The sequence below is a fragment of the Nocardioides sp. R-C-SC26 genome, from assembly GCF_021246465.1.
GTDB lineage: Bacteria > Actinomycetota > Actinomycetes > Propionibacteriales > Nocardioidaceae > Nocardioides.
Genome location: NZ_JAHRHK010000002.1, coordinates 1 through 21,853, shown reverse-complemented (window position 1 = coordinate 21,853; position 21,853 = coordinate 1). Strand labels below are relative to the sequence as shown.

Here is a 21,853-nt window from a genome sequence, read left to right as displayed (position 1 = left end):
GTGCGACGTCGCCGGATGGTGCGCGTCGTCAGGGTGCGTGCATCGCCAGGCGGCCTCGGACAGGGCTACCGAGTGCGTCACCAGCGACGCCGCCGCGGCGAGGCGCGTGCCATGGCGGCGTCGACCGTCCACGAACGTCGCGATCGCGGTACTCGTGTCGGCGTCTGCTCACCCGGGGTAGGTACGGAGGCCGTCGAGCACGATCGGCAGGACGTCGAGCGTGCCCGACATGATCTCGGCTTCCTGGACCCAGGCGACGGCGTCGCTGGTGCCACCGGCCTCCGCCACCAGGACGGCGTCGGCATCGCGGGGAGAAGCGGCGTAGAGCAGGCCGATCGACTGCAACGACTCGTCGCGCCCGTTGGGAGCGGTGCCCTGCACCTGGACGTCGTCGACCAGCACCACTCGCCCGGCGACCACGTCGAGGCCGGTCTCCTCCCGCACCTCTCGTACCAAGGCCGCCGTCGGGTGCTCGTTGTGCTCGACACCGCCACCGGGGAAGGTCCAACGCCCGCGGTGGAAGCCCGACGTCGAGGTGCGCACCAGCAGCACCTCCGGCTCGACGTCGCGCACCCGCCGGATCAAGCCGTAGGCCGCGACGCGCTGGTGAGGGAAGGGCCGGTAGTGAGCGAGCGCCTCGCGCACCAGGCTCACGGTCGGCACGCGGCCGGTCAGCACCGCCTCCAGCGGCTGCCAGGCGGCTTCGATGGTCGAGCCGTCGACCTCGAGCACGCGCGGCGCGGGCGAGTCGAGCGGCACCCAGCCCTGGTAGACGATTCGCAGCGAGTGCGCGTCTACGCGCCGTCCCCGTCGCCACGTGTCGGGCAGGTGCAGCGAGAAGGTATGTGCGGTCTCGCCGATCGTGACGGCGAGCCCGGTCTCCTCGTGCACCTCGCGCACCACGGCGTCGCGGGGATCCTCACCGTGGTCGAGGCCACCGCCGGGCAAGGTCCACTGCTCGGTGCGGGAGACCTTCGGCGCCAGTCGGCTGAGCAGGACGTGGCCGTCGCGCACGATGACGGCGTACGCCGCGACCCGCTGCACCTGCTCGACCATGCTGCCAACCTATCGGGGCACCAGGCGCCCCACAGAACTCTCCAGTAACGCGCTCGGCGTTGACCCGTCTCTACGTGAAGACGGGTCAACGCGGATCCGGCCTGTTGACCCGTCTCTACGTGAAGACGGGTCAACGCGGATCAGCTGAAGGGCGGACGAGCGTCGCGAGCCAACGAACGGCGGCCGGCCCAACGCCACACGCGCGCCGACCGGTCTCGGTCCTCGTCGGTGACCAGGTTGCCCATCCAGCGCAACGCGAGCGTCATCAAGGTGTCCGAGCGCATGCCGATCGGGCCGAGGGCCGGCAGCAGACGGGGCACGGTCACCAGCCCCGCCATCCGCCGTGCGATCGAGAACGCCTCGCCGTAGTGGTCGCGCAGGAGCGCGGGCCACAAGGTCGCCAGGTCGCCGTCGTCGGCGATCATCTCGGCGACGAGACGACCGGTCTCCAGGCCGTAGTCGATGCCCTCGCCGTTGAGCGGGTTGACGCACCCCGCGGCGTCGCCGATCAGAGCCCAGTTCGCGCCCGCGACATTGCTGACCGCTCCCCCCATCGGCAGCAGCGCGGACGTCTTGTCACGCAGCTCGCCGGTGAGCTGGAAGTCCTCGCGACGCTGGCGCGCGTAGTGCTCCATCAACGGCTTGATCGCGACGTCGGCGGGCCGCTTGGCCGTGGCGAGCGTGCCCGCGCCCAGATTCACCTCGCCGGTGCCGAGCGGGAAGATCCAGCCATACCCCGAGAGGATCTCGTCCTTCTCGCCGCGCAGCTCCAGGTGGCTGCTGATCCACGGATCGTCGGACATGTCGGACGCGACGTAGGAGCGTCCCGCCACGCCGTACACGGTGTCGCGGTGCCATTCCCGGCCCAGCACCTTGCCCAAGGGTGAACGCACACCGTCCGCGACGACGAGACGGCGGCACGCGATCTCGTAGGTCGCGCCCCCGGCGCCGCGGAACATGACCGCAGCGACCCGATCGCCGTCGCGACGCACGTCGACCGCACGCGCGCCGTCCAGGGCGAGCGCCCCACTCTTGATCGCCACCGTGCGGAGGTGGTCGTCGAGCTCGGTGCGCGCGACCGCACTTCCCCAGCTCGGCAGAGTCCCACCGGGCCAGGGCAGCAGAAGCGTCTGGCCGAAGCCGTGTGCGCGCAGACCGTGGTTGACGGTGTGCGCGCGCAACCAGTCTCCCAGGCCCAGGCCGCACAGCTCGTGGATGGCGCGCGGGGTCAGACCGTCCCCGCAGGTCTTGTCGCGCGGGAACACCGCGGCGTCGGCCAGGACGACGTCCAGTCCGGCGCGGGCTGCCCAGGCCGCCGCCGCCGAGCCGGCGGGGCCCGCGCCCACCACGAGGACGTCGGTGGAAGTCGGGCGCGTGGTCACGTGCCCATCCTCCCAGGTGACCTGTCACCCCACCGAACCGTCTCTGCCCGGTGGCACCGACGGGCCTGATCACGCAGCCCGGAACGGACCGTGCTGGATGAGGTGCACCTGGTCGGAGGCGCAGCCCGTCGTCGTGTGCTCGACGAACTGGCTGCGTGTCGCGTTGGGCACGTACACGCGGAATCCGTCGACGGGTGTCGGCTCGCACATCCGCCGCGGGTAGTTCTCGGCGACGACCTCGTCGACGCGGCTCCGTACCCGCTCACCAGGCTCGACCACGAAGGTGCGCGACCTCCCCGGCGTGCGATCGGCGGCTGCGCCGACCTGCACGCCGTCACCACCCCCGACGTAGGACAGTCCGCCGTAGCCGCCGGTGCGGCACTCGTGGTCCGAGGTGTTCCTCAGCACCAGGACGCCGTACCGGTGTCCGACGCCTGCGTCGGTGACCCGGTAGGACGCCGTCAGGTCGGCGTTGCCGCACTGCGGGACGCGAGCCGGAGCGGCCGCGTCGGCCGACGGTCCCGGCACCATCACCAGGCTGCCGGCCAGCACCAGCCCGACCGCCACCCGTGCCACTGTCCTGCGCTCGTTCATCTGGCTCATCTCCTCCGGGGCCTACCGTGGGCCCCACGGTGATGGGACTGCCGTCGCGGCGATGGAGTTGCGCATCGCGCCTGAGAGAACGCGAAGAACCTCCGGCTCGGTGAACGGACCGAGGCCCTCCCCCGCGACTGCGGGAGAGGGCCTCGGTGTGATGACTCGGCTGAGCTCAGTCCTGGTACGGCTGGTCTCGAGACGCCTCACGTGTCTCGCGCTGGCGCGCGATCCACCTCGAGGCTCCTCGACCCGGCTCTTCCACCAGAGCTGAGCCGGCTTCGCTCGCTCAGTTCTGGTACGAGCCGAAGTCGAAGTCGTCGAGCGCGACGGCCTGCGAGCCACCACCGAACTCATAGTCATAGGAGTCGTAGCCGGTGACGGCGTGCGCGGCAGCGCGCGCCTCCTCGGTGGGCTCCACCCGGACGTTGCGGTACCGCTCCAGGCCGGTACCCGCCGGGATCAGCTTGCCGATGATCACGTTCTCCTTCAGACCGCGCAGCGAGTCCGAGCGACCGTTGATGGCAGCGTCGGTCAGCACTCGGGTCGTCTCCTGGAAGGAGGCGGCCGAGAGCCACGACTCGGTGGCGAGCGAGGCCTTGGTGATGCCCATCAGCACCGGGCGACCCGAGGCCGGCTTGCCGCCCTCGGAGACCACGCGACGGTTCTCCTCCTCGAAGATGACCCGGTCGACCAGGTCCGAGGGAAGCAGGTTGGTGTCACCGGACTCGATCACCGTGATCCGGCGCAGCATCTGCCGCACGATGATCTCGATGTGCTTGTCGTGGATCGACACACCCTGGCTGCGGTACACGTTCTGGACCTCGTCGACGAGGTGCTCCTGCGCCTTGCGGACACCGAGGGTGCGCAGGGCGTCCTGCGGAGACTCGGTGCCGACGATCAGCCTCTGGCCGACCTCGATGTGGTCGCCGTCGGCGACCAGCAGGCGCGAGCGCTTGGAGACCGGGTACTCCAGGACCTCCGAGCCGTCGTCGGGAGTGACGAGGACCTTGCGGGCCTTGTCGGACTCGTCGATCTCGACCCGGCCGGCAGCCTCGGAGATCGGCGCGAGACCCTTCGGCACGCGCGCCTCGAAGAGCTCGACCACACGGGGCAGACCCTGCGTGATGTCGTCGGCCGCGGCGGACCCACCGGTGTGGAAGGTACGCATGGTCAGCTGCGTGCCGGGCTCACCGATCGACTGCGCCGCGATGATGCCGACGGCCTCACCGATGTCGACGAGCTTGCCGGTCGCCAGCGAGCGGCCGTAGCACTTGGCACAGGTGCCGGTGCGGGCGTCGCAGGTCAGCACCGAGCGGACCTTCACGGTCGGGATGCCGGCCGCGATGAGCTCGCCGATCTTGACGTCGCCCAGGTCGCCGCCCGCCTCGACCAGCACCTCGCCGGTCTCGGGGTGGGTGACCTCGGTGGCTGCCGAACGTGCGTAGGCAGCGGTCTCGGCGTTGTCGTCCTTGCGGACCACACCGTCCTCGCCCACGACGCCGATGACCTTCGGCAGGCCTCGCTCGGTGCCGCAGTCGTCCTCACGGATGATGACGTCCTGCGACACGTCGACGAGACGGCGCGTCAGGTATCCCGAGTCGGCGGTCCGCAGCGCGGTGTCCGCCAGACCCTTGCGGGCGCCGTGCGTGGCGATGAAGTACTCCAGGACGGTCAGGCCCTCGCGGAAGTTCGACTTGATCGGCCGCGGGATGATCTCGCCCTTGGGGTTGGCCACCAGACCACGCATGGCCGCGACCTGACGGATCTGGTTCATGTTTCCCGACGCCCCGGAGTCGACCATCATGTAGATCGGGTTCGCCCGGTCGAAGTTGGCCTCCATGGCCTTGCCGACGTCGTTCGAGGCCTCGGTCCAGATCTCGATGAGCTCCTGACGGCGCTCCTCGTCGGTGACCAGACCACGCTCGAACTGCTTCTGCACCTTCGCGGCCTGGGCCTCGTAGCTCGAGAGGATCTCGGCCTTGTTGCCCGGGGTGACGACGTCCTCGATGGAGACGGTGACACCCGAGCGGGTCGCCCAGTGGAAGCCGGTGTCCTTGAGTGCGTCCAGGGACGCTGCGACCTCGACCTTGCTGTACCGCTCGGCCAGGTCGTTGACGATCGAGCCGAGGGCCTTCTTGCCCACCTCGTAGTTCACGAACGGGTAGTCGGCGGGCAGGGTCTCGTTGAACAGCGCGCGACCGAGCGTGGTGTCCAGGGTCAGCGACTGACCCTGCTCCCAGTCCTCGCCGAACTCCAGCGGCGGCACGATGTCGTCGAAGCGGATCCGGATCTTGCTCTGCAGCGCGATCTCGGCACGATCGAAGGCCATGATCGCCTCGGCGACCGAGCTGAACGCGCGACCCTCGCCGGGGGCGCCCTCGCGGTCGGTGGTGAGGAAGAACAGGCCGATGATCATGTCCTGCGTCGGCATGGTCACCGGACGGCCGTCGGACGGCTTGAGGATGTTGTTGGTCGACAGCATCAGGATCCGCGCCTCGGCCTGGGCCTCGGCCGACAGCGGCAGGTGCACCGCCATCTGGTCACCGTCGAAGTCGGCGTTGAACGCCGTGCAGACGAGCGGGTGGATCTGGATGGCCTTGCCCTCGATCAGCTGCGGCTCGAAAGCCTGGATGCCGAGTCGGTGCAGCGTGGGCGCACGGTTGAGGAGCACGGGGTGCTCGGTGATGACCTCTTCCAGAACGTCCCAGACCTCGGGGCGGACCGCGCGCTCGACCATCCGCTTGGCGGACTTGATGTTCTGGGCGTGTGAGAGATCAACGAGGCGCTTCATCACGAAGGGCTTGAACAGCTCGATCGCCATGTTCTTGGGCAGACCGCACTGGTGCAGCTTGAGCTGCGGGCCCGAGACGATCACCGAACGACCGGAGTAGTCCACGCGCTTGCCGAGCAGGTTCTGACGGAAGCGACCCTGCTTGCCCTTGAGCATGTCGGAGAGCGACTTGAGCGGGCGGTTGCCCGGACCGGTGACCGGACGACCGCGACGTCCGTTGTCGAACAGCGAGTCGACGGCCTCCTGGAGCATCCGCTTCTCGTTGTTCACGATGATCTCGGGCGCACCGAGGTCGAGCAGACGCTTGAGTCGGTTGTTCCGGTTGATCACACGGCGGTACAGGTCGTTGAGGTCCGACGTCGCGAACCGACCACCGTCGAGCTGCACCATCGGGCGCAGGTCCGGCGGGATGACCGGGACGGCGTCCAGCACCATGCCCTGGGGCTTGTTGCCGGTCTTGCGGAAGGCGTCGACGACCTTGAGTCGCTTGAGGGCGCGGACCTTCTTCTGGCCCTTGCCGTTGGCGATCGTGTCGCGCAGCGACTCGACCTCGGCCTCGATGTCGAAGTTCTCCAGGCGCTTCTGGATCGCCGTGGCGCCCATGTAGCCCTCGAAGTACTTGCCGAACCAGTTCTTCATCTCGCGGTAGAGCAGCTCGTCGCCCATGAGGTCCTGGACCTTGAGCGACTTGAAGGTCGACCAGACCTCGTCGAGGCGGTCGAGCTCACGCTGTGCGCGGTCGCGCATCTGCTTCATCTCGCGCTCGGCCCCGTCGCGCACCTTGCGGCGCTGGTCGGCCTTGGCACCCTCGGCCTCGAGAGCGGCGAGGTCCTCCTCGAGCTTCTTGGTGCGGTCCTCCAGCGAGGAGTCGCGACGCTTCTCGAGCATCTCGCGCTGCTGGGCGACCTTGGTCTCCAGCGAGGACAGGTCGCGGTGGCGTGCGTCCTCGTCGACGGAGGTGATCATGTAGGCCGCGAAGTAGATGACCTTCTCGAGGTCCTTCGGAGCCAGGTCGAGCAGGTAGCCCAGACGGCTCGGGACACCCTTGAAGTACCAGATGTGGGTGACCGGGGCGGCGAGCTCGATGTGGCCCATCCGCTCGCGACGCACCTTCGAACGGGTCACCTCGACGCCGCAGCGCTCGCAGATGATGCCCTTGAAGCGCACGCGCTTGTACTTGCCGCAGTAGCACTCCCAGTCCCGGGTGGGACCGAAGATCTTCTCGCAGAAGAGGCCGTCACGCTCGGGCTTGAGCGTGCGGTAGTTGATGGTCTCCGGCTTCTTGACCTCGCCGTGGCTCCACGTGCGGATGTCTTCCGCAGTGGCCAGGCCGATCCGAAGCTGGTCGAAGAAGTTCACGTCGAGCACGATGGCTGCAATCCTTCGTTAGTTCTGTGATTCAAGCTGAGGGACCGAGGGCGTCTCGGCAGGCTCGACGGCCCGGGGGCCGGTGGTCGAGCCTGCCGAGACCGCCACTCAGACTTCTTCGACCGAGCTGGGCTCGCGGCGAGAGAGATCGATGCCGAGTTCCTCGGCAGCACGGAAGACGTCCTCCTCCGCGTCGCGCATCTCGATGGTGGAGCCGTCCTGGGACAGCACCTCCACGTTGAGGCACAGCGACTGCATCTCCTTGACGAGCACCTTGAACGACTCGGGGATACCGGAGTCGGGGATGTTCTCGCCCTTGACGATCGCCTCGTAGACCTTGACGCGACCGGGCACGTCGTCGGACTTGATCGTGAGCAGCTCCTGGAGGGCGTAGGCGGCGCCGTACGCCTCCATCGCCCACACCTCCATCTCACCGAAGCGCTGGCCACCGAACTGGGCCTTACCGCCGAGCGGCTGCTGGGTGATCATCGAGTACGGGCCGGTGCTGCGCGCGTGGATCTTGTCGTCCACCAGGTGGTGCAGCTTGAGGATGTACATGTAGCCGACCGAGACCGGGTCGCTGAACGGCTCGCCGGAACGGCCGTCGAAGAGGCGGGCCTTGCCCGACTCGTCGATCATCCGCACACCGTCGCGGGTGGGGATCGTGGCGCCGAGCAGACCGGTGATCTCGTCCTCGCGGGCACCGTCGAAGACCGGGGTCGCCAGCTTCTGACCCGGCCGCGCCTTGTCGGCGTGGATCTTGATCAGGCGCTGCTTCCAGCCGTCGGGGTCGTTCGACTTGTCGTCGGAGAGGTCGAGGTCCCACCCCTGCTTGCCGAGCCAACCCAGGTGGAGCTCGAGGATCTGGCCGATGTTCATCCGTCGCGGAACGCCGAGCGGGTTCAGGACGACGTCGACCGGAGTGCCGTCCTCCATGAACGGCATGTCCTCGATGGGCAGGATCTTGGCGATGACGCCCTTGTTGCCGTGGCGTCCGGCGAGCTTGTCGCCGACCGAGATCTTGCGCTTCTGCGCGACGTAGACGCGGACCAGTTGGTTCACGCCCGGGGGCAGCTCGTCGCCGTCCTCGCGGTCGAAGACACGCACGCCGATGACCGTGCCGGACTCACCGTGGGGCACCTTCATCGAGGTGTCGCGCACCTCGCGCGCCTTCTCGCCGAAGATGGCGCGGAGCAGACGCTCCTCGGGGGTGAGCTCGGTCTCGCCCTTGGGCGTGACCTTGCCGACCAGGATGTCACCGGTGGTGACCTCGGCGCCGATGCGGATGATGCCGCGCTCGTCGAGGTCGGCCAGCATCTCCTCGGAGACGTTGGGGATGTCCCGGGTGATCTCCTCGGGGCCGAGCTTGGTGTCGCGCGCGTCGACCTCGTGCTCCTCGATGTGGATCGAGGTGAGCACGTCCTCCTGCACCAGACGCTGGCTGAGGATGATCGCGTCCTCGTAGTTGTGGCCCTGCCACGGCATGAACGCGACCAGCAGGTTCGTGCCCAGCGCCATCTCGGCGTTGTCGGTGCACGGACCGTCGGCGATCGGCGAGCCTGCCTCCACGCGGTCGCCCTCATTGACCAGCGGGCGCTGGTTGATGCAGGTGCCCTGGTTGGAGCGGCGGAACTTGGCCAGCTTGTAGGCCGAGTAGGTGCCGTCGTCGTTCATGACCTCGACGACGTCGGCCGAGACCTCCTTGACCACACCGGCCTTGTCGCAGACCAGCACGTCACCGGCGTCGACCGCGGCGCGGTACTCCATACCGGTGCCGACCACGGGGCTGTCGGTGCGGATCAACGGCACTGCCTGACGCTGCATGTTGGCGCCCATGAGCGCGCGGTTGGCGTCGTCGTGCTCGAGGAACGGGATCAGCGCGGTCGCGACCGAGACCATCTGACGCGGCGAGACGTCCATGTAGTCGACCTCGCCGGCCAGGATCTCGGAGACCTCGCCATCGCGCTGACGGACCAGGACCCGCTCCTCGACGAAGCGGCCGGCCTCGTCCAGCGCCGCGTTGGCCTGGGCGATGACGTAGCGGTCCTCGTCGTCGGCGGTGAGGTAGTCGATCTGGTCGGTGACCAGGCCACCCTCGACCTTGCGGTAGGGGGTCTCGACGAAGCCGAACGGGTTGATCCGACCGTAGGAGGCCAGCGAGCCGATCAGACCGATGTTGGGACCCTCAGGGGTCTCGATCGGGCACATCCGGCCGTAGTGCGACGGGTGGACGTCACGGACCTCCATGCCGGCGCGGTCGCGGGAGAGACCACCGGGGCCGAGCGCGGAGAGACGACGCTTGTGCGTCAGGCCCGCGATCGGGTTGGTCTGGTCCATGAACTGGCTCAGCTGCGAGGTTCCGAAGAACTCCTTGAGCGCCGCCACCACGGGGCGGATGTTGATCAGCGACTGCGGCGTGATCGCCTCGACGTCCTGGGTCGTCATCCGCTCGCGGACGACGCGCTCCATCCGGGCCAGGCCGGTGCGGAGCTGGTTCTGGATCAGCTCGCCGACGGTGCGCATGCGACGGTTGCCGAAGTGGTCGATGTCGTCCGGGCCGACCTCGATCTCGCCCTGCGGAGCGGCGATCTCGTCGCGGCCGTCGTGCAGCGCCACGATGTAGCGGATGGCGGCGACGACGTCGCTGATCGTCAGCGTCTGCTGGTCGAACGCCTCGACCAGACCGAGCTTCTTGTTGATCTTGTAGCGACCGACCTTGGCCAGGTCGTAGCGCTTGGGGTTGAAGTAGTAGTTCTTCAACAGCGTCAGCGCGGCCTCGCGCGTGGGCGGTTCGCCGGGACGCAGCTTGCGGTAGATGTCCAGCAGCGCGTCGTCAGGACCCTGGGTGTTGTCCTTCTCCTCGGTCAGCTGGATCGACTCGAACTCACGCAGCTCGGCCATGACGGCCTCGTAGTCGTAGGCCTCGCCGGTCTCCTCGGCGACAGCCTGGAGCGCCTTGAGGAGGACGGTGACGTTCTGCTTGCGCTTGCGGTCGAGACGGACGCCGACCATGTCGCGCTTGTCGATCTCGAACTCGAGCCACGCGCCGCGCGAGGGGATCAGGCGCGAGGTGTAGATGTCCTTGTCGGACGTCTTGTCGGCGGTGCGCTCGAAGTAGACGCCCGGGCTGCGCACGAGCTGGCTCACCACGACGCGCTCGGTGCCGTTGATGACGAAGGTGCCCTTGGGCGTCATGAGCGGGAAGTCGCCCATGAAGACCGTCTGGCCCTTGATCTCACCGGTGTCGTTGTTGGTGAACTCTGCCGAGACGTAGAGAGGGGCGGAGTAGGTGAAGTCCTTCTCCTTGCACTCCTCGACGGTGTACTTGGGGTCGTAGAAGACCGGGTTCTCGAACGAGAGCGACATCGTCTCGGAGAAGTCCTCGATCGGCGAGATCTCCTCGAAGATCTCGGTCAGTCCCGACTTCGTCGACACGTCCTCCCCGGCCTCCTGCCGGCGGCGGACGACCTCGGCCCAGCGCTCGTTGCCGATCAGCCAGTCGAAGCTGTTCGTCTGGAGCGAGAGGAGCTGCGGGACCTCGAGAGGCTCGTCGATCTTGGCGAACGAGATCCGCCGGGGATTGTCGACGTTGTTCGGGTGGGTGGTGCTGGAGGCAGAGGAACTGCGCGCGGCCAAGACACGTCCTTCGTACAAACGCGGGCGGAAGGCACCGGCTCCCCCACATCATCGGCCACCGGGCAGGCAGATGAGCATTTGAGGGCAGGCGCAAAGCGCCACGTTACACGAAATCCGGGCGCGCTTCAATAGCGCAGGCAAGCCGATCGCGTTCGCATGATCATGGCCCGCGATCGCCGGTTTGGCAAGCACCCCGCCTCCCCCTGGGGACGGCCTACTGCGCTGCAGACCGGGAACCGATCCGTCGACGCGTGGGCGGACCGTGCCCCGATCAGGGCGTGGCGTCGCCGCGCGGGGTGGCCCGGGGCGAACCGCTCGGCTGCGGCGTGACCGGATCCGTCGCGGTCGAGCTCGGCTGGCCCTCGGGCTGCTGCGGTGTCTCGGCCCCCGGCTCCTCGTCGCCGCACGAGCCCCCGGGCTGGGTGATCAGGCAGTCGACCAACCAGTCGCCGCTCACCTCGACCATGCGCGCCGTCACCTGGTCGCGATACTCCACGGTCCGCTGTCGGTTCGTGGTGGGCCGGTTGACGAAGAGCAGCACGTCCACGCGATCACGCCCTGTGCGCACGACACCCGAGGCGATCACCCGCGTGGTGACGACCGACTGGGTGGAGGCCGCGTTCGGCGCGATCTGCTCATCGAAGAGCAGGTCGTAACGCTCCTGCTGCCCCTCCGTCAGGTAGCCCTGAGCGGCGGCACGGGAGGCGTCGAGGTCGCGGTAGTCGTAGGAGAGGACCGGCACGATCGCGGCCTCGGCGGCCGCCCGAGCCGCCGCGACCTCACGGGAGTCAGGCAGCGTCGAGACGGGCCCTGCGTCGTCCCGCAGCACGAGCACGGCCGAGACGACGAGCGCGACCGCGAGCACGGCGGCCGAGGCGAGCACCCACGTCTCGGCGAGGATCGCGACGGCGCGCGACGGGACCCGCGTCGTGGTCGCCCTCATCGGCGCCGATGTCGGCGCCGAGGACGGCGGTGCGTGCTCCGGGGCCGGCGCCGGTGTCGCAGGCTCGGCGGCCGTCGTCGTCATCGGCGCGGGGGCCGCGGACGAGGCGGGCGCCGCGGACGCCGCCAGGGCCTCGTCGTGCTGACGACGCCGCTCGGCGTCGAGCAGCACCTCGGCAGCCCGGCTGAGCGACTGGAACCTACGGTCGCCCGGATCGAGGTCGGCGATCGCGGAGCGCCAGGCGGACCTGATCTCCTCGGCGGACGCGGTCGGCTCGACGCCCAGGACGTCGTACCAGCTCGGGGTCGACTCGCTCACGGCGTGCTCCCCTCGGTCGGCGACGCCGCCCCGCCCGGGCGCGGGGTGCCGGTCGGCGTGGAGGTCTGGGGAGACGGTGACGGCTCACTCGCGCCGTCGTCGGGCACGGGCGCCTGACCCGGATCGGTGTCCTGACCCGTCAGGGGGGTGAAGTCGTCGACCAGCCACTCCCCGTCGATACGTACCAGGCTGACCTCGAGTCGGAAGGGGTCCGGCTCGAAGGTGAGGCGGCGGTCGGTGTCCTGCGGGTCGGGGTAGGAGCCGCTGAACTGGCCGGCCACCAGCACCTGCGCCGAGGTCGGACCGGTCGAGGCCACACCGGAGGAGAAGATCTGCACGGTCCGCGCGTAGCCGGCCTGGGCGACGGTCTGCTCGGCATAGCGCAGTCCGTCGTCGAAGGAGACACCGAACTTCGGGGTGATCACCGCCTTCACCTTGGCGGCATAGTCGGTGAGCCGGTTCTGCTCATCGAGATCTGCCGGCCCGTAACTGTTGACCGCGACGACGAACTCGGTGGCGCGAGCCATCAGCGCCTCGCGCGCGGCCTGCCCGTCCCCCGCCTGCGTCTCCTCGTCGTCGAACGCGCCGATGATCAGGACGACCGCGGCGGCGAGCGCGACGGCGAGGAGCACCGCGCTGGCGACGGCGCGCACCGCCCAGCCCCGCGGGGCCTGGTCGTGCTGGGAGGTGCCTGGCTCGGCGTCGCGTCCGTGGGGGGTCAGGGACCCACCATCGGCTGCTGGTACAGCCACGTCCAGGACTCCTCTCCGCTCGTCCGCGGGGCCACGGTAGTCGCTGCACCTCGGGTCGGCAGAGTCGAGAGGTCGGCCTCGTCGGCCCAGGTGACCTCGCCGGTCTCCGGGTCGAAGGCAGCCACCGGCTGGTCGTAGTCGGTGCTCACGCGGTTGCGGTTCTGCGGGAGGTTCTGCGGACCACGCGCGTTGCTCTTGGTCGCCGGCTCGGTGCAGCCCGCCTTGGTGTTCATCGGCAGGTTCGACCCGTCGCTGGGGCTGCGGCGCACGGTCGACTCATATCCCCCGTGACACGGCGTGTTCGTGGTGATGATGAGTCCGAAGTGAGCATCGTAGAGCCCGGTGTCGCTGTCCTTGGAGACGACGGTGAACGCACCCTCGACCGCGTAGGGGTAGATCACCAGCACCTGCTGGATCCCCGGCAGGTTGCGCACCGTGATCTCGCCGGTGGTGATCAGGTTGTTGAGCAGGTCGCCGAACTCGACCCGGTTCTCGTCGAGGAAACCGCGCAACTGGTTGGCGGCGAAGGAGCCGTCGTCGATGATCTTGCGCAGATCCGGGTCGGCGTCGGCCAGCGAGGTGCTGAAGAGGGCGAGCTGCGAGGCGAACGTGCGCAGAGCGCTCTCGCTCGCGAGCTGACCGTCGAGCACGGTGTTGCCATCACGGATCAGCTGGCGGGTGATCTCGAAGTTGTCGTCCGCGGCCTGGATGAAGGAGGTTCCGGTGTCGATGATCCGCTGGAGGTCCTCCCCGGACCCACCGAACGCCTTGCCGAGCTCGCTCACCGAGGTGCGCAGCGCGTCGAGGTCGACCGACTCGACCGTGTTGGAGATATTCTCGAGCAGTACGTCGGTCTGGATCGGAAGCTCGGTCATCGACTCGTCGATCGTCGAGCCTTCGGCGAGGAACGGGCCGTCGTCGACCTGCGGCTGCAACTCGACGTACTGCTCACCGATCGCCGAACGGTTCCCGACCACGGCCTTGGCGTCCGCAGGGATCGCATCCCACGACTTCTCGATGTCGAGATAGGCATCGACGCCGTCGTCGGTGAGGACCAGCTTGTCGACGCTCCCGACGGCGACGCCGCGGTAGGTCACCTGACTACCGGCGAACATGCCGCCCGAGTCGCTGAACGAGGCGACGACGGTGTAGCTGTCGTCGCGCACGAGCTTGTCGAGCCGGGCGTACCGCGCCCCGACGTAGGTCACGCCCACCGCTGTGATGATCGCGAAGATCAACAGCTGGAGCTTGGTCCGACGAGTGATCATCGCAGTGCTCCCGGTGCGAGCAGGCTCACCAGAGCCGGGTCATAGGTCTGCTTCAAGGACTCCACCCGAGCGTCGGCCGCCATCTGCGACGAGGACGCGACCGGTGCACGGCCCAGCAGGCCACCGCCGAGCAGATCGGCGATGCCCCCGAGCAGCCCCCAGCCCTTGGTGTCCTTGCCGTTGCCACGCGCGTTGCCCGACGCACCCGTCTTGCGACCACCGCCGCACAGGATCGGGATCTTGGTCGGGAGCGAGTTGCACACCGAGCGGACCAGGCCGCCCGGAAGTGCGGCACACGTGCGCGTGGACGGCGTGTTCAGGCAGTCGGCCAAGGCGTCCTGCGCATCGGTGCACAGCCGGGTGAGGTCGATCGGCAGTGCGTCGGGGATGGCGTCCAGCTCGAAGCAGGGCAGGCCCGGCACATCGGGAAGGTTGGCCAGGTCGACGTCGAGCTGGACCGACAGGTTGGTGTAATCGCCCATCTGCAGGTTGCGCGCCACCTGCGGGTCTCGTCCGACGACCTCGTCGACGAATGGGAAGGTCAAGAAGACGTTGAACGCGTTCACCAGGTCGTCGCCGCTGTCGGCCAGCTGGGTGAGCACCGGCTGGAGCTGGCGGAAGGACTGGATGGTGGCGACCTTGGACCGCTTGATCACCCGCACTCCGACCTGCCCGAGGCGGTCGAGGGCGGTGAGCATGTTCACGAGGTCCTCGCGCTGGCTGTCCAGCGACCTCAGCGCACTGGGCAGCTCCTCGAGTGCGGCGTCGATGGAGTCCTGCTGCTGACGCACGGAGACCGCGAGTCGGTTGAGCGACTCGATCGCGTCGACGATGTCGTCCTTGTTGTCGTCGAGCTCGCCCATCAGGTCGGCGATCTGGGTGAGCACGGAGCGGGCGGAGTCCTCACGACCCTCGAGTGCCTTGCCGAGCTCGGTGGTGATCGTCTTGAGCTGAGCCACACCGCCGCCCGCGAGCACCATGCTCAGGGCGCCGAGTACCTCCTCGACCTCCGGATTGCGGCCCGTGCGGTCGAGGTCGATGCGGTCGCCGTCGGCGAGCCGTTCGGCACTGCCGCCCCCTGCGGGTGCGGAGAGGGAGACGAACTTCTCGCCGAGCAGGCTGGTCTGACGGATGGCGGCGACGGTGTCCTCGGGCAGGTCGACGTCGTTGCGCAACTCCATCGTGACGACGGCGGTGTAGCCGTCCAGGTCGACGTCGGTGATCTTGCCGACGCTGACGTCGGACACCTTCACCGTCGACTGGGGAACCAGGTCCAGCACATCGCTGAACTCGGCGGTCACCGTCATCGGGTCGCTTCCGACGTCGGTGCCTCCGGGCAGCGGCAGGTGGTACACATCGAAGTCGCACCCGCTCAGGGCGAGTGCCCCGGCCAGGGCCACCGCACCGACCCGGGCAGCACGCCGGGTCGTCCTCCGTGTGCCGATCATCGGGCCACCTCCACGAGTCCACCCAACGTCGGGTCGCTGACCGCACCCGAGGACGAGCCGGTACCGAACGGCGTCACGCGGGGCAGCGGCAGCGTGTTGATCAGGTCGCACAGGGTGCCGCTCTCGTCATTGGAGGAGATCAGCGCGCACAGCAGGTCCTTGGGGTTGCTCACGAGGTCGTGCTCGAGGTTGCCGATGTTGGCGTTCGTGTCGAGCGTGCCGGCGTCGGGGTTGTAGGTCAGCTGGAGGTTGTTCAGGGCCAGCGGCGCCACCTCCAATGTCTCCTCCAGCGCAGCGCGCTGGCGCACCAGGACCTTGGCCACACGGTTGAGACCGCGGATGTTGCGACCGAGCGAGGCGCGGTTCTCCGCCACGAAGCCCCCGACCTCGTCCAGCGCGACCGCCAGGAACTTCAGCGCCTGGGCGAGGTCGTCGCGCTCGGCGGAGAGCACCTCGGAGGCCTGACCGAGCGAGCTGTTGAAGTCACGGACGGTCTGGTCGTTCTCGGCGAGCTTGGTGATGAAGCGCTGCAGCGCGGCCGTCGAGCCGAAGAGCTCTTCCTTGTTGTCGTCCAACGTCTCGCTGAGCCGGCTGAAGTTCTTCAGTGTCTCGTTGAACTTCTCGCCCTGGCCGCCGAAGTTCTTCGCGGTCTGCTGCAGCAGGTCGGTCAGGGCGCCATCGGCGTTGGCGCCGTCAGGGCCGAGCGCGACCGTCAGCCGATCGATGCTGGAGTAGATCTCGTCGAGCTCGAGCGGCACGGCGGTCCGTCCGACGTCGATGACGGCGTCGTCCTCGAGGACGTCGCCGTTCTTGTACGCCGGCGTGAGCTGGACGTAGCGGTCGCCGACGATCGACGGCGAGATGATCACGGCCTCGGCCGTGCTCGGCACCTTGACGTCGGCGTCGTAGGACATCACGACCTTGACGCGGGTGCCGTCGGGCGTGACCTCCTCGATGTGGCCGATCGGAACGCCGAGCACGCGCACGTCGCTGCCCTCGTAGAGCGCGATGGTGCGCGGGAAGTAGGCGGTCAACGTGCGCTGGTCACTGCCACCGCCGAAGACGACGACGGCGGCGACGACCACGAAGGCCAGGGCCAGGATCGGAACCAGGAACCGACGGAGAGCGTTCATCAGCTGACTCCTCCGTTCGGGATGTTCGGGATGGGCGGCAGGTTGTAGATGAACGTGTCGAACCACGGACCGCTGCCCAGCGTGCTCGCGAAGACCCGGTAGAACGGCGCCATCAGCCGCAGGCTGTTGTCGAGGTTGTCCTCGTTCTTGTTGAGGACCGCCAGCACACTCTCGAGCTTCGCCAGAGCGGGTGCGAGATCCTCGCGCGATCCACGCACCAGCTGGGTCAGCTCATCGGAGAGCTGCGCGGTCGAGGTCAGCAGATCGTGGACCTGGGCGCGTCGCGCCACCAGCTCGCGGAAGAGGACGTCGGAGTCCTCCATCAGCTTGATGATGTCGTCGTCGCGCTCGTCCAGGACCCCGGAGACCCGGTTGAGGTTCTTCAGCAGCGAGTTGATCTGGCCGTCGCGGGCAGCGATGTTCTCCGAGAGCGCGGAGACGCCGTCGAGCGCCTTCTGGAAGGACTCCGGGGTCGTGCGCGTCAGGTCGGCGATGGTCGTCAGCGAGTCGGCCAGTTGGTCGGTGTCGATGTCCTCGGCGGTCTCGGCCAGCCCGGAGAAGGCATCGACGACGTCGAAGGAGGACGTCGTGCGCTCCAGCGGGATCGCGTCGTCTGCGTCGAGCTGGCCCTCGCCCTCGGGCTCGAGGGCCAGGAACATCGAACCGAGGATCGTCTGCACCTTGACCTGCGCTCGGGTGTCGGGACCGAACTCGGCGTCGCTGGTGATCCTGAAGGCGACTTCGACGTGGTCACCGTCGAGCTCGATCGACTCGACCTTGCCCACACGGACGCCGGCGATGCGCACCTCGTCACCCTCCTTGAGGCCTCCGGCCTCGGAGAAGTCGGCGCGATAGATGGTGCCGCCCCCGATGATCGGGAGGTCCTGCAGGCGGAAGGTCGCGACGAACAGCAGCACCAGCACGCCGATGCTGACCATGCCGACGATGACGGGATTGCGTTCGCGGAACGGCTTCATGACTCGATCACTCCCCGCTCAGCCGAGATCGCAGCGCTTGGCGCCGACGGTGTAGTTGACGGGGACAGTGACTCCGGGGAGCTTGACGCGACCCTTGAAGTCACACAGGAAGAAGTTGAACCACGAGCCGTAGATCGCCGTGCGTCCGATCTTGTTGAGCTTGATCGGGAGCACCTGAAGAGCACGGTCGAGCTCCGCCTTGTTCCGGTCGATGTTCGTGGTCAGACGACGCAGCTGCTTGATGTCCTCGACGAACGGAGCACGGATGCCCTTGACCAGGTCGGCCGTCTGCACCGACAGCTGGCTGATCTGGTCCAACGAGCCGAAGATCGCCTCGCGGTCGGCACGAAGCCCACGCACCAGGTCGCGGTAGCTCACGATCAGGTCCGTGAGCTGGTCGTCACGGTCGGCGATGTGGTCCAGCACATAGTCCAGGTTCTCGAGCAGATCGCCGATGACGTCGTCCCGGTCGGCCAGGGTCTGGGTGACCGAGGCGGTGCTGCGCAGGAGGTTCTCCAGCGTGCCGCCCTCGCCCTGGAAGACCTGGATGATCTCGAACGAGAACGTGTTCAGGTCGTCGGGCGAAAGCGCCTGGAAGAGGGGCTTGAACCCGTTGAAGAGCACCGACAGGTCGAGCGCGGGCGTCGTCTGGTCGACGGGGATGGTCGCACCTGCGTCGAGAAGGCTGCCGTCACCGGGCTCCGGCGTCAGCGCGAGATAGCGCTGACCGACCAGGTTGCGGTAGCGGATCGCGGCCGCCGTCGACGTCGTCAACGGGGTCCCTTCCTCGACGGTGAACGTGAGCCGCGCGCGGTCGCGATCGATGATCTCGATGTCCTTGACCGTGCCCACCTTCACGCCGGCCACACGGACGTCGTCGCCCTTCACCACGCCGGTCACGTCGGAGAAGACGGCCCGGTACTGCTGCGAGCCGCCGAAGCCGAGGTTGCCGATCGTGATCACCAGGATGCTGGTCGCCAGTGCGGTGACCACGAGGAACACCACGAGCTTGACCAGATCGACGCTGGTCTTCTTGTCGAGCAACTTCATCGCGTCGTCACCGTCGCCCCCCGAGCCATCGGTCCCAGCAGCAGCGAGCCCAGGTCGTCGACCTCGTCCGCGTTCACGCCGTAGGTCGGCGCCACCAGTGAGCGGTAGAGCTCGGCCTCGGCCGCGCTGCCGACGTAACCCTCGCCGTCGACGACGGCGTACTGGGCGTACTCGGGCGCGACCCGCGAGGTGCCCTTGCCCGTCGGCCGGTTGACGCCGTCGTTGAAGTTCGGAACCCGCTTGTTCGGGTTCGACTGGCTCCACGGCGGATTGGGCAGGTGCAGGCAGTTCGGACCGCGGTTCTCACCGATCACGGGCACGTCATTCGCGTCGTAGGCGCGCGGCTGGCGCGGCAGCGTCTCCAACACGATGTGGAGCTTGTAGTTGCGGAACGCCTCGGCCTCGAGCTTCCCGGCGTTGACCAGGCCACCGGCCAGGCAGGGGAAGACCGAGGAGTAGCGCGAGAGCACCCGCAGCGTCGCGGTGCTCAGTTCGGCGAACCTCACCAGGTTGTCCTCGTTGTCGTCGAGGAAGACACGCGCGGAGCCGGCGAGACCGGCGACGTCGCGGAAGAGCTGGTTGAGCTTCTGCTCACGCGTCTCGAGCGTCTGGGTGGTGGTGATCGTGTTGTCGAGGATCGTCGCGACCTCGGGCAGCACGTCCGCGTACACATCGGAGACCTCCGCCGTCTTGCGCAGGTCCTCCACGAGCGTCGGCAGTTCGGGGTTGAACCGCTTGAGGTAGGAGTCGAGAGTCTCGAGGTTCTCGCCGAGCAGCTCGCCGCGGCCCTCGAGGGCGTTCGCCACCGCGGTCAGCGTCAGGTTGAGCTGATCGGGCTGCACGGCGGTGAGCAACGGGTACAGGTCGGAGAGCACGCGCTCGACCTCGACGCTGACCTGGCTCTTCTCGATGACGGCGCCGGCCCGGATCGGCTCGATCGCGCCGCCGGGCGGCACCAGGGAGACGTACTTCTCGCCGAAGAGGGTCTTGGGCAGGATCGACCCGGTGACCCGTCGGTCGACGAGGTCGGCCTTGTCGGGGTAGAGACCCAGGGTCACCTCGGCGCCGGCTTCGGTCGAGCGGAAGTCCAGCACCTCGCCGACGATCACGCCGCGTACCTTCACGTCGGCGCGCTGAGGCAATTGAAGGCCGATGTTCGAGGTACGGAGCGTCACCTCCTCGTAGCTGGCGAACTTCTTGGTGAAGACCGCGTAGGTCAGGTAGGCCGAGAGGACCAGCAACGCGATGAACACGATGCCGAGCGTCTTGTGCATGCGAAGGACTGCATTCATGGCGCTATCCCGCCAATCTCACGGTGACGGTGGTCCCCCAGATCGCCATCGACAGGAGCAGGTCGATGACGTTGATGGCCACGATGCTGGTGCGGACGGCACGTCCCACGGCCACGCCGACTCCTGCCGGGCCGCCTGAGGCCGTGTAGCCGTAGTAGCAGTGGATCAGGATGACGACGACGGCGAAGACCAGGACCTTCCCGAAGGACCACAGCACGTCGACGGCTGGGAGATACATGTTGAACGTCTGGTCGTAGGTACCGGTCGACTGGCCGTAGAAACCGGTCACGACCAGGCGTGCCGCCAAGTAGGACGAGAGCAGCCCCACGACGTAGAGCGGGATGATCGCGATCAGGCCACCGACGATCCGGGTGGTGACGAGGAACGGCATCGACGGGATGGCCATCACCTCGAGGGCGTCGACCTCCTCGGAGATCCGCATCGCACCGAGCTGCGCGGTGAAGCCGCAGCCGACGGTCGCCGCGAGCGCGATGCCCGCGACCAGCGGTGCGATCTCGCGGGTGTTGAAGTACGCCGAGACGAAGCCGGCCAGGTTCGCGGTGCCGAGCTGGTCGAGCGCGGCGTATCCGGAGAGGCCGACCTGGGCACCGGTGAAGAAGGTCATGCCGATGATCACGCCGACCGTGCCGCCGATGACCGCGAGCGCACCCGACCCGAGGGTGACCTCGGCCAGGATCCGCAGGATCTCGCGCGGGTAGCGAAGGATCGAGCGAGGCGTGGCCGCCAGCGCGCGCAGGTAGAACGCCAGCTGGACGCCCATGTCGTCCAGGGCGCTCATCGGCTTCTGGTAGACCGCCTTGAAGTTCGCCATCGCCGTCAGCCTGTCTTCGGGGGCACGAGTTCGAGGTACACCGTGCTGAGGATGAAGTTGACGACGAAGAGCAGCAGGAACGTGATGACGACCGACTCGTTCACGGCGTCGCCCACGCCCTTGGGGCCACCGCCGGCGTTCATGCCCTTGTAGGAGGCCACGATCGCGGCGATGAGACCGAAGATCAGGGCCTTGACCATGCCGACCCAGATGTCGGGGAGCTGAGCCAGCGCTGTGAAGCTGGCGAGGTAGGCGCCAGGGGTGCCGTCCTGCAGCACCACGTTGAACACGTAGCCACCCGCGACACCGACGACGCTGACCATGCCGTTGAGGAAGACCGCGACGAGCATGCAGGCCAGCACGCGCGGCACGACGAGGCGCTGGATCGGGTCGATGCCCAGCACCATCATCGCGTCGAGCTCCTCGCGGATCTTCCGCGCGCCGAGGTCGGCCGCGATGGCCGAACCCCCGGCGCCCGCGATCAACAGCGCCGTGGCGATCGGACCTGCCTGCTGGATGACGGCGAGCACCGAGGCCGAGCCGGTGAACGACTGGGCACCGAACTGCTTGATGAGGGCGCCGACCTGGAGTGCGATCACCGCACCGAACGGGATGGCCACCAGCGCCGTCGGGATGATCGTGACCGAGGCGATGAACCAGGCCTGCTGGATGAACTCGCGCAGTTGGAAGGGTCGGCGGAACAGCGCGCGCAGCACGTCGAGCGCGAACGCGAAGAGGTTGCCCGCGGCGCTGAAGGGCGCGAGCGCACGTGTCGCGGTGAGCGAAGCCACCTGTCGGGTCTCCCAGGTCTAGTGGAACGGTGTGGTTCGGCTCGGTCGCGGCGGGACTGCGTCCCGGGCGGCCAAGCCGGCTGATCCTACGAGATAGCTGTCAGTTGCCGCCGGGGGTCATCGACATCCCAGCCTGGAACGACCCTGGAGGCGGGGTCACGCCATTCTCCCGGCACCACCCACCCGGCTCACGCTGCGAACGACGCGGAATCCCATTGC

The 21,853-nt window shown here is 68.1% G+C and carries 15 protein-coding genes; all 15 read right to left on the bottom strand.

The features are described 5' to 3' along the window. Positions 1-168: 168 nt before the first annotated feature. Entirely contained in the window at positions 169-1,056 is an 888-nt protein-coding gene (locus KSO97_RS01795) for an NUDIX domain-containing protein (RefSeq protein ID WP_232676139.1), read from the bottom strand. A 140-nt stretch (positions 1,057-1,196) separates the two neighbouring features. Further along, positions 1,197-2,438: a geranylgeranyl reductase family protein gene (locus KSO97_RS01790; protein ID WP_232676137.1), complete on the bottom strand. Its 1,242-nt coding sequence runs from the start codon at positions 2,436-2,438 to the stop codon at positions 1,197-1,199. A 69-nt stretch (positions 2,439-2,507) separates the two neighbouring features. Continuing rightward, a complete protein-coding gene (locus KSO97_RS01785) occupies positions 2,508-3,032 on the bottom strand; it encodes a DUF4232 domain-containing protein (protein WP_232676135.1) in 525 nt (174 codons plus the stop codon). Positions 3,033-3,321: 289 nt separating this feature from the next. After that, positions 3,322-7,194 carry a DNA-directed RNA polymerase subunit beta' gene (locus KSO97_RS01780; protein WP_308188244.1) on the bottom strand — a complete coding sequence of 1,291 codons (3,873 nt, stop codon included), beginning with the start codon at positions 7,192-7,194 and terminating at the stop codon, positions 3,322-3,324. A gap of 108 nt (positions 7,195-7,302) precedes the next feature. Next, complete coding sequence (rpoB, locus tag KSO97_RS01775) at positions 7,303-10,764, bottom strand: DNA-directed RNA polymerase subunit beta (RefSeq protein ID WP_374198439.1); 3,462 nt, start codon at positions 10,762-10,764, stop codon at positions 7,303-7,305. A 337-nt stretch (positions 10,765-11,101) separates the two neighbouring features. After that, positions 11,102-12,091: a J domain-containing protein gene (locus tag KSO97_RS01770; RefSeq protein WP_232676131.1), complete on the bottom strand. Its 990-nt coding sequence runs from the start codon at positions 12,089-12,091 to the stop codon at positions 11,102-11,104. After that, the gene (locus KSO97_RS01765) at positions 12,088-12,843 is read right to left on the bottom strand and encodes a hypothetical protein (RefSeq protein ID WP_232676129.1); all 756 of its coding nucleotides are present in this window, start codon (positions 12,841-12,843) and stop codon (positions 12,088-12,090) included. The genes KSO97_RS01770 and KSO97_RS01765 overlap by 4 nt, the downstream gene beginning before the upstream one ends. Continuing rightward, complete coding sequence (locus KSO97_RS01760) at positions 12,810-14,111, bottom strand: MCE family protein (RefSeq protein WP_232676128.1); 1,302 nt, start codon at positions 14,109-14,111, stop codon at positions 12,810-12,812. The genes KSO97_RS01765 and KSO97_RS01760 overlap by 34 nt, the downstream gene beginning before the upstream one ends. Next, positions 14,108-15,559 carry an MCE family protein gene (locus KSO97_RS01755; protein WP_232676127.1) on the bottom strand — a complete coding sequence of 484 codons (1,452 nt, stop codon included), beginning with the start codon at positions 15,557-15,559 and terminating at the stop codon, positions 14,108-14,110. The genes KSO97_RS01760 and KSO97_RS01755 overlap by 4 nt, the downstream gene beginning before the upstream one ends. Next, the gene (locus tag KSO97_RS01750) at positions 15,556-16,692 is read right to left on the bottom strand and encodes an MCE family protein (protein ID WP_232676126.1); all 1,137 of its coding nucleotides are present in this window, start codon (positions 16,690-16,692) and stop codon (positions 15,556-15,558) included. Before KSO97_RS01750 ends, KSO97_RS01755 begins: the two co-directional genes overlap by 4 nt. Further along, positions 16,692-17,669 (bottom strand): MCE family protein, encoded by a 978-nt coding sequence (locus KSO97_RS01745; protein ID WP_232676125.1) that lies wholly within the window; start codon positions 17,667-17,669, stop codon positions 16,692-16,694. The genes KSO97_RS01750 and KSO97_RS01745 overlap by 1 nt, the downstream gene beginning before the upstream one ends. Positions 17,670-17,687: 18 nt before the next feature. Then, positions 17,688-18,719, bottom strand: a complete 1,032-nt coding sequence (locus KSO97_RS01740) for an MCE family protein (RefSeq protein ID WP_232676124.1) — start codon at positions 18,717-18,719, stop codon at positions 17,688-17,690. Next, positions 18,716-20,011 carry an MCE family protein gene (locus tag KSO97_RS01735; protein WP_232676123.1) on the bottom strand — a complete coding sequence of 432 codons (1,296 nt, stop codon included), beginning with the start codon at positions 20,009-20,011 and terminating at the stop codon, positions 18,716-18,718. Before KSO97_RS01735 ends, KSO97_RS01740 begins: the two co-directional genes overlap by 4 nt. A gap of 4 nt (positions 20,012-20,015) precedes the next feature. Next, positions 20,016-20,843, bottom strand: a complete 828-nt coding sequence (locus tag KSO97_RS01730) for an ABC transporter permease (protein WP_269781863.1) — start codon at positions 20,841-20,843, stop codon at positions 20,016-20,018. 5 nt (positions 20,844-20,848) lie between these two features. Then, the gene (locus tag KSO97_RS01725) at positions 20,849-21,634 is read right to left on the bottom strand and encodes an ABC transporter permease (RefSeq protein ID WP_232676122.1); all 786 of its coding nucleotides are present in this window, start codon (positions 21,632-21,634) and stop codon (positions 20,849-20,851) included. Positions 21,635-21,853: the final 219 nt, after the last annotated feature.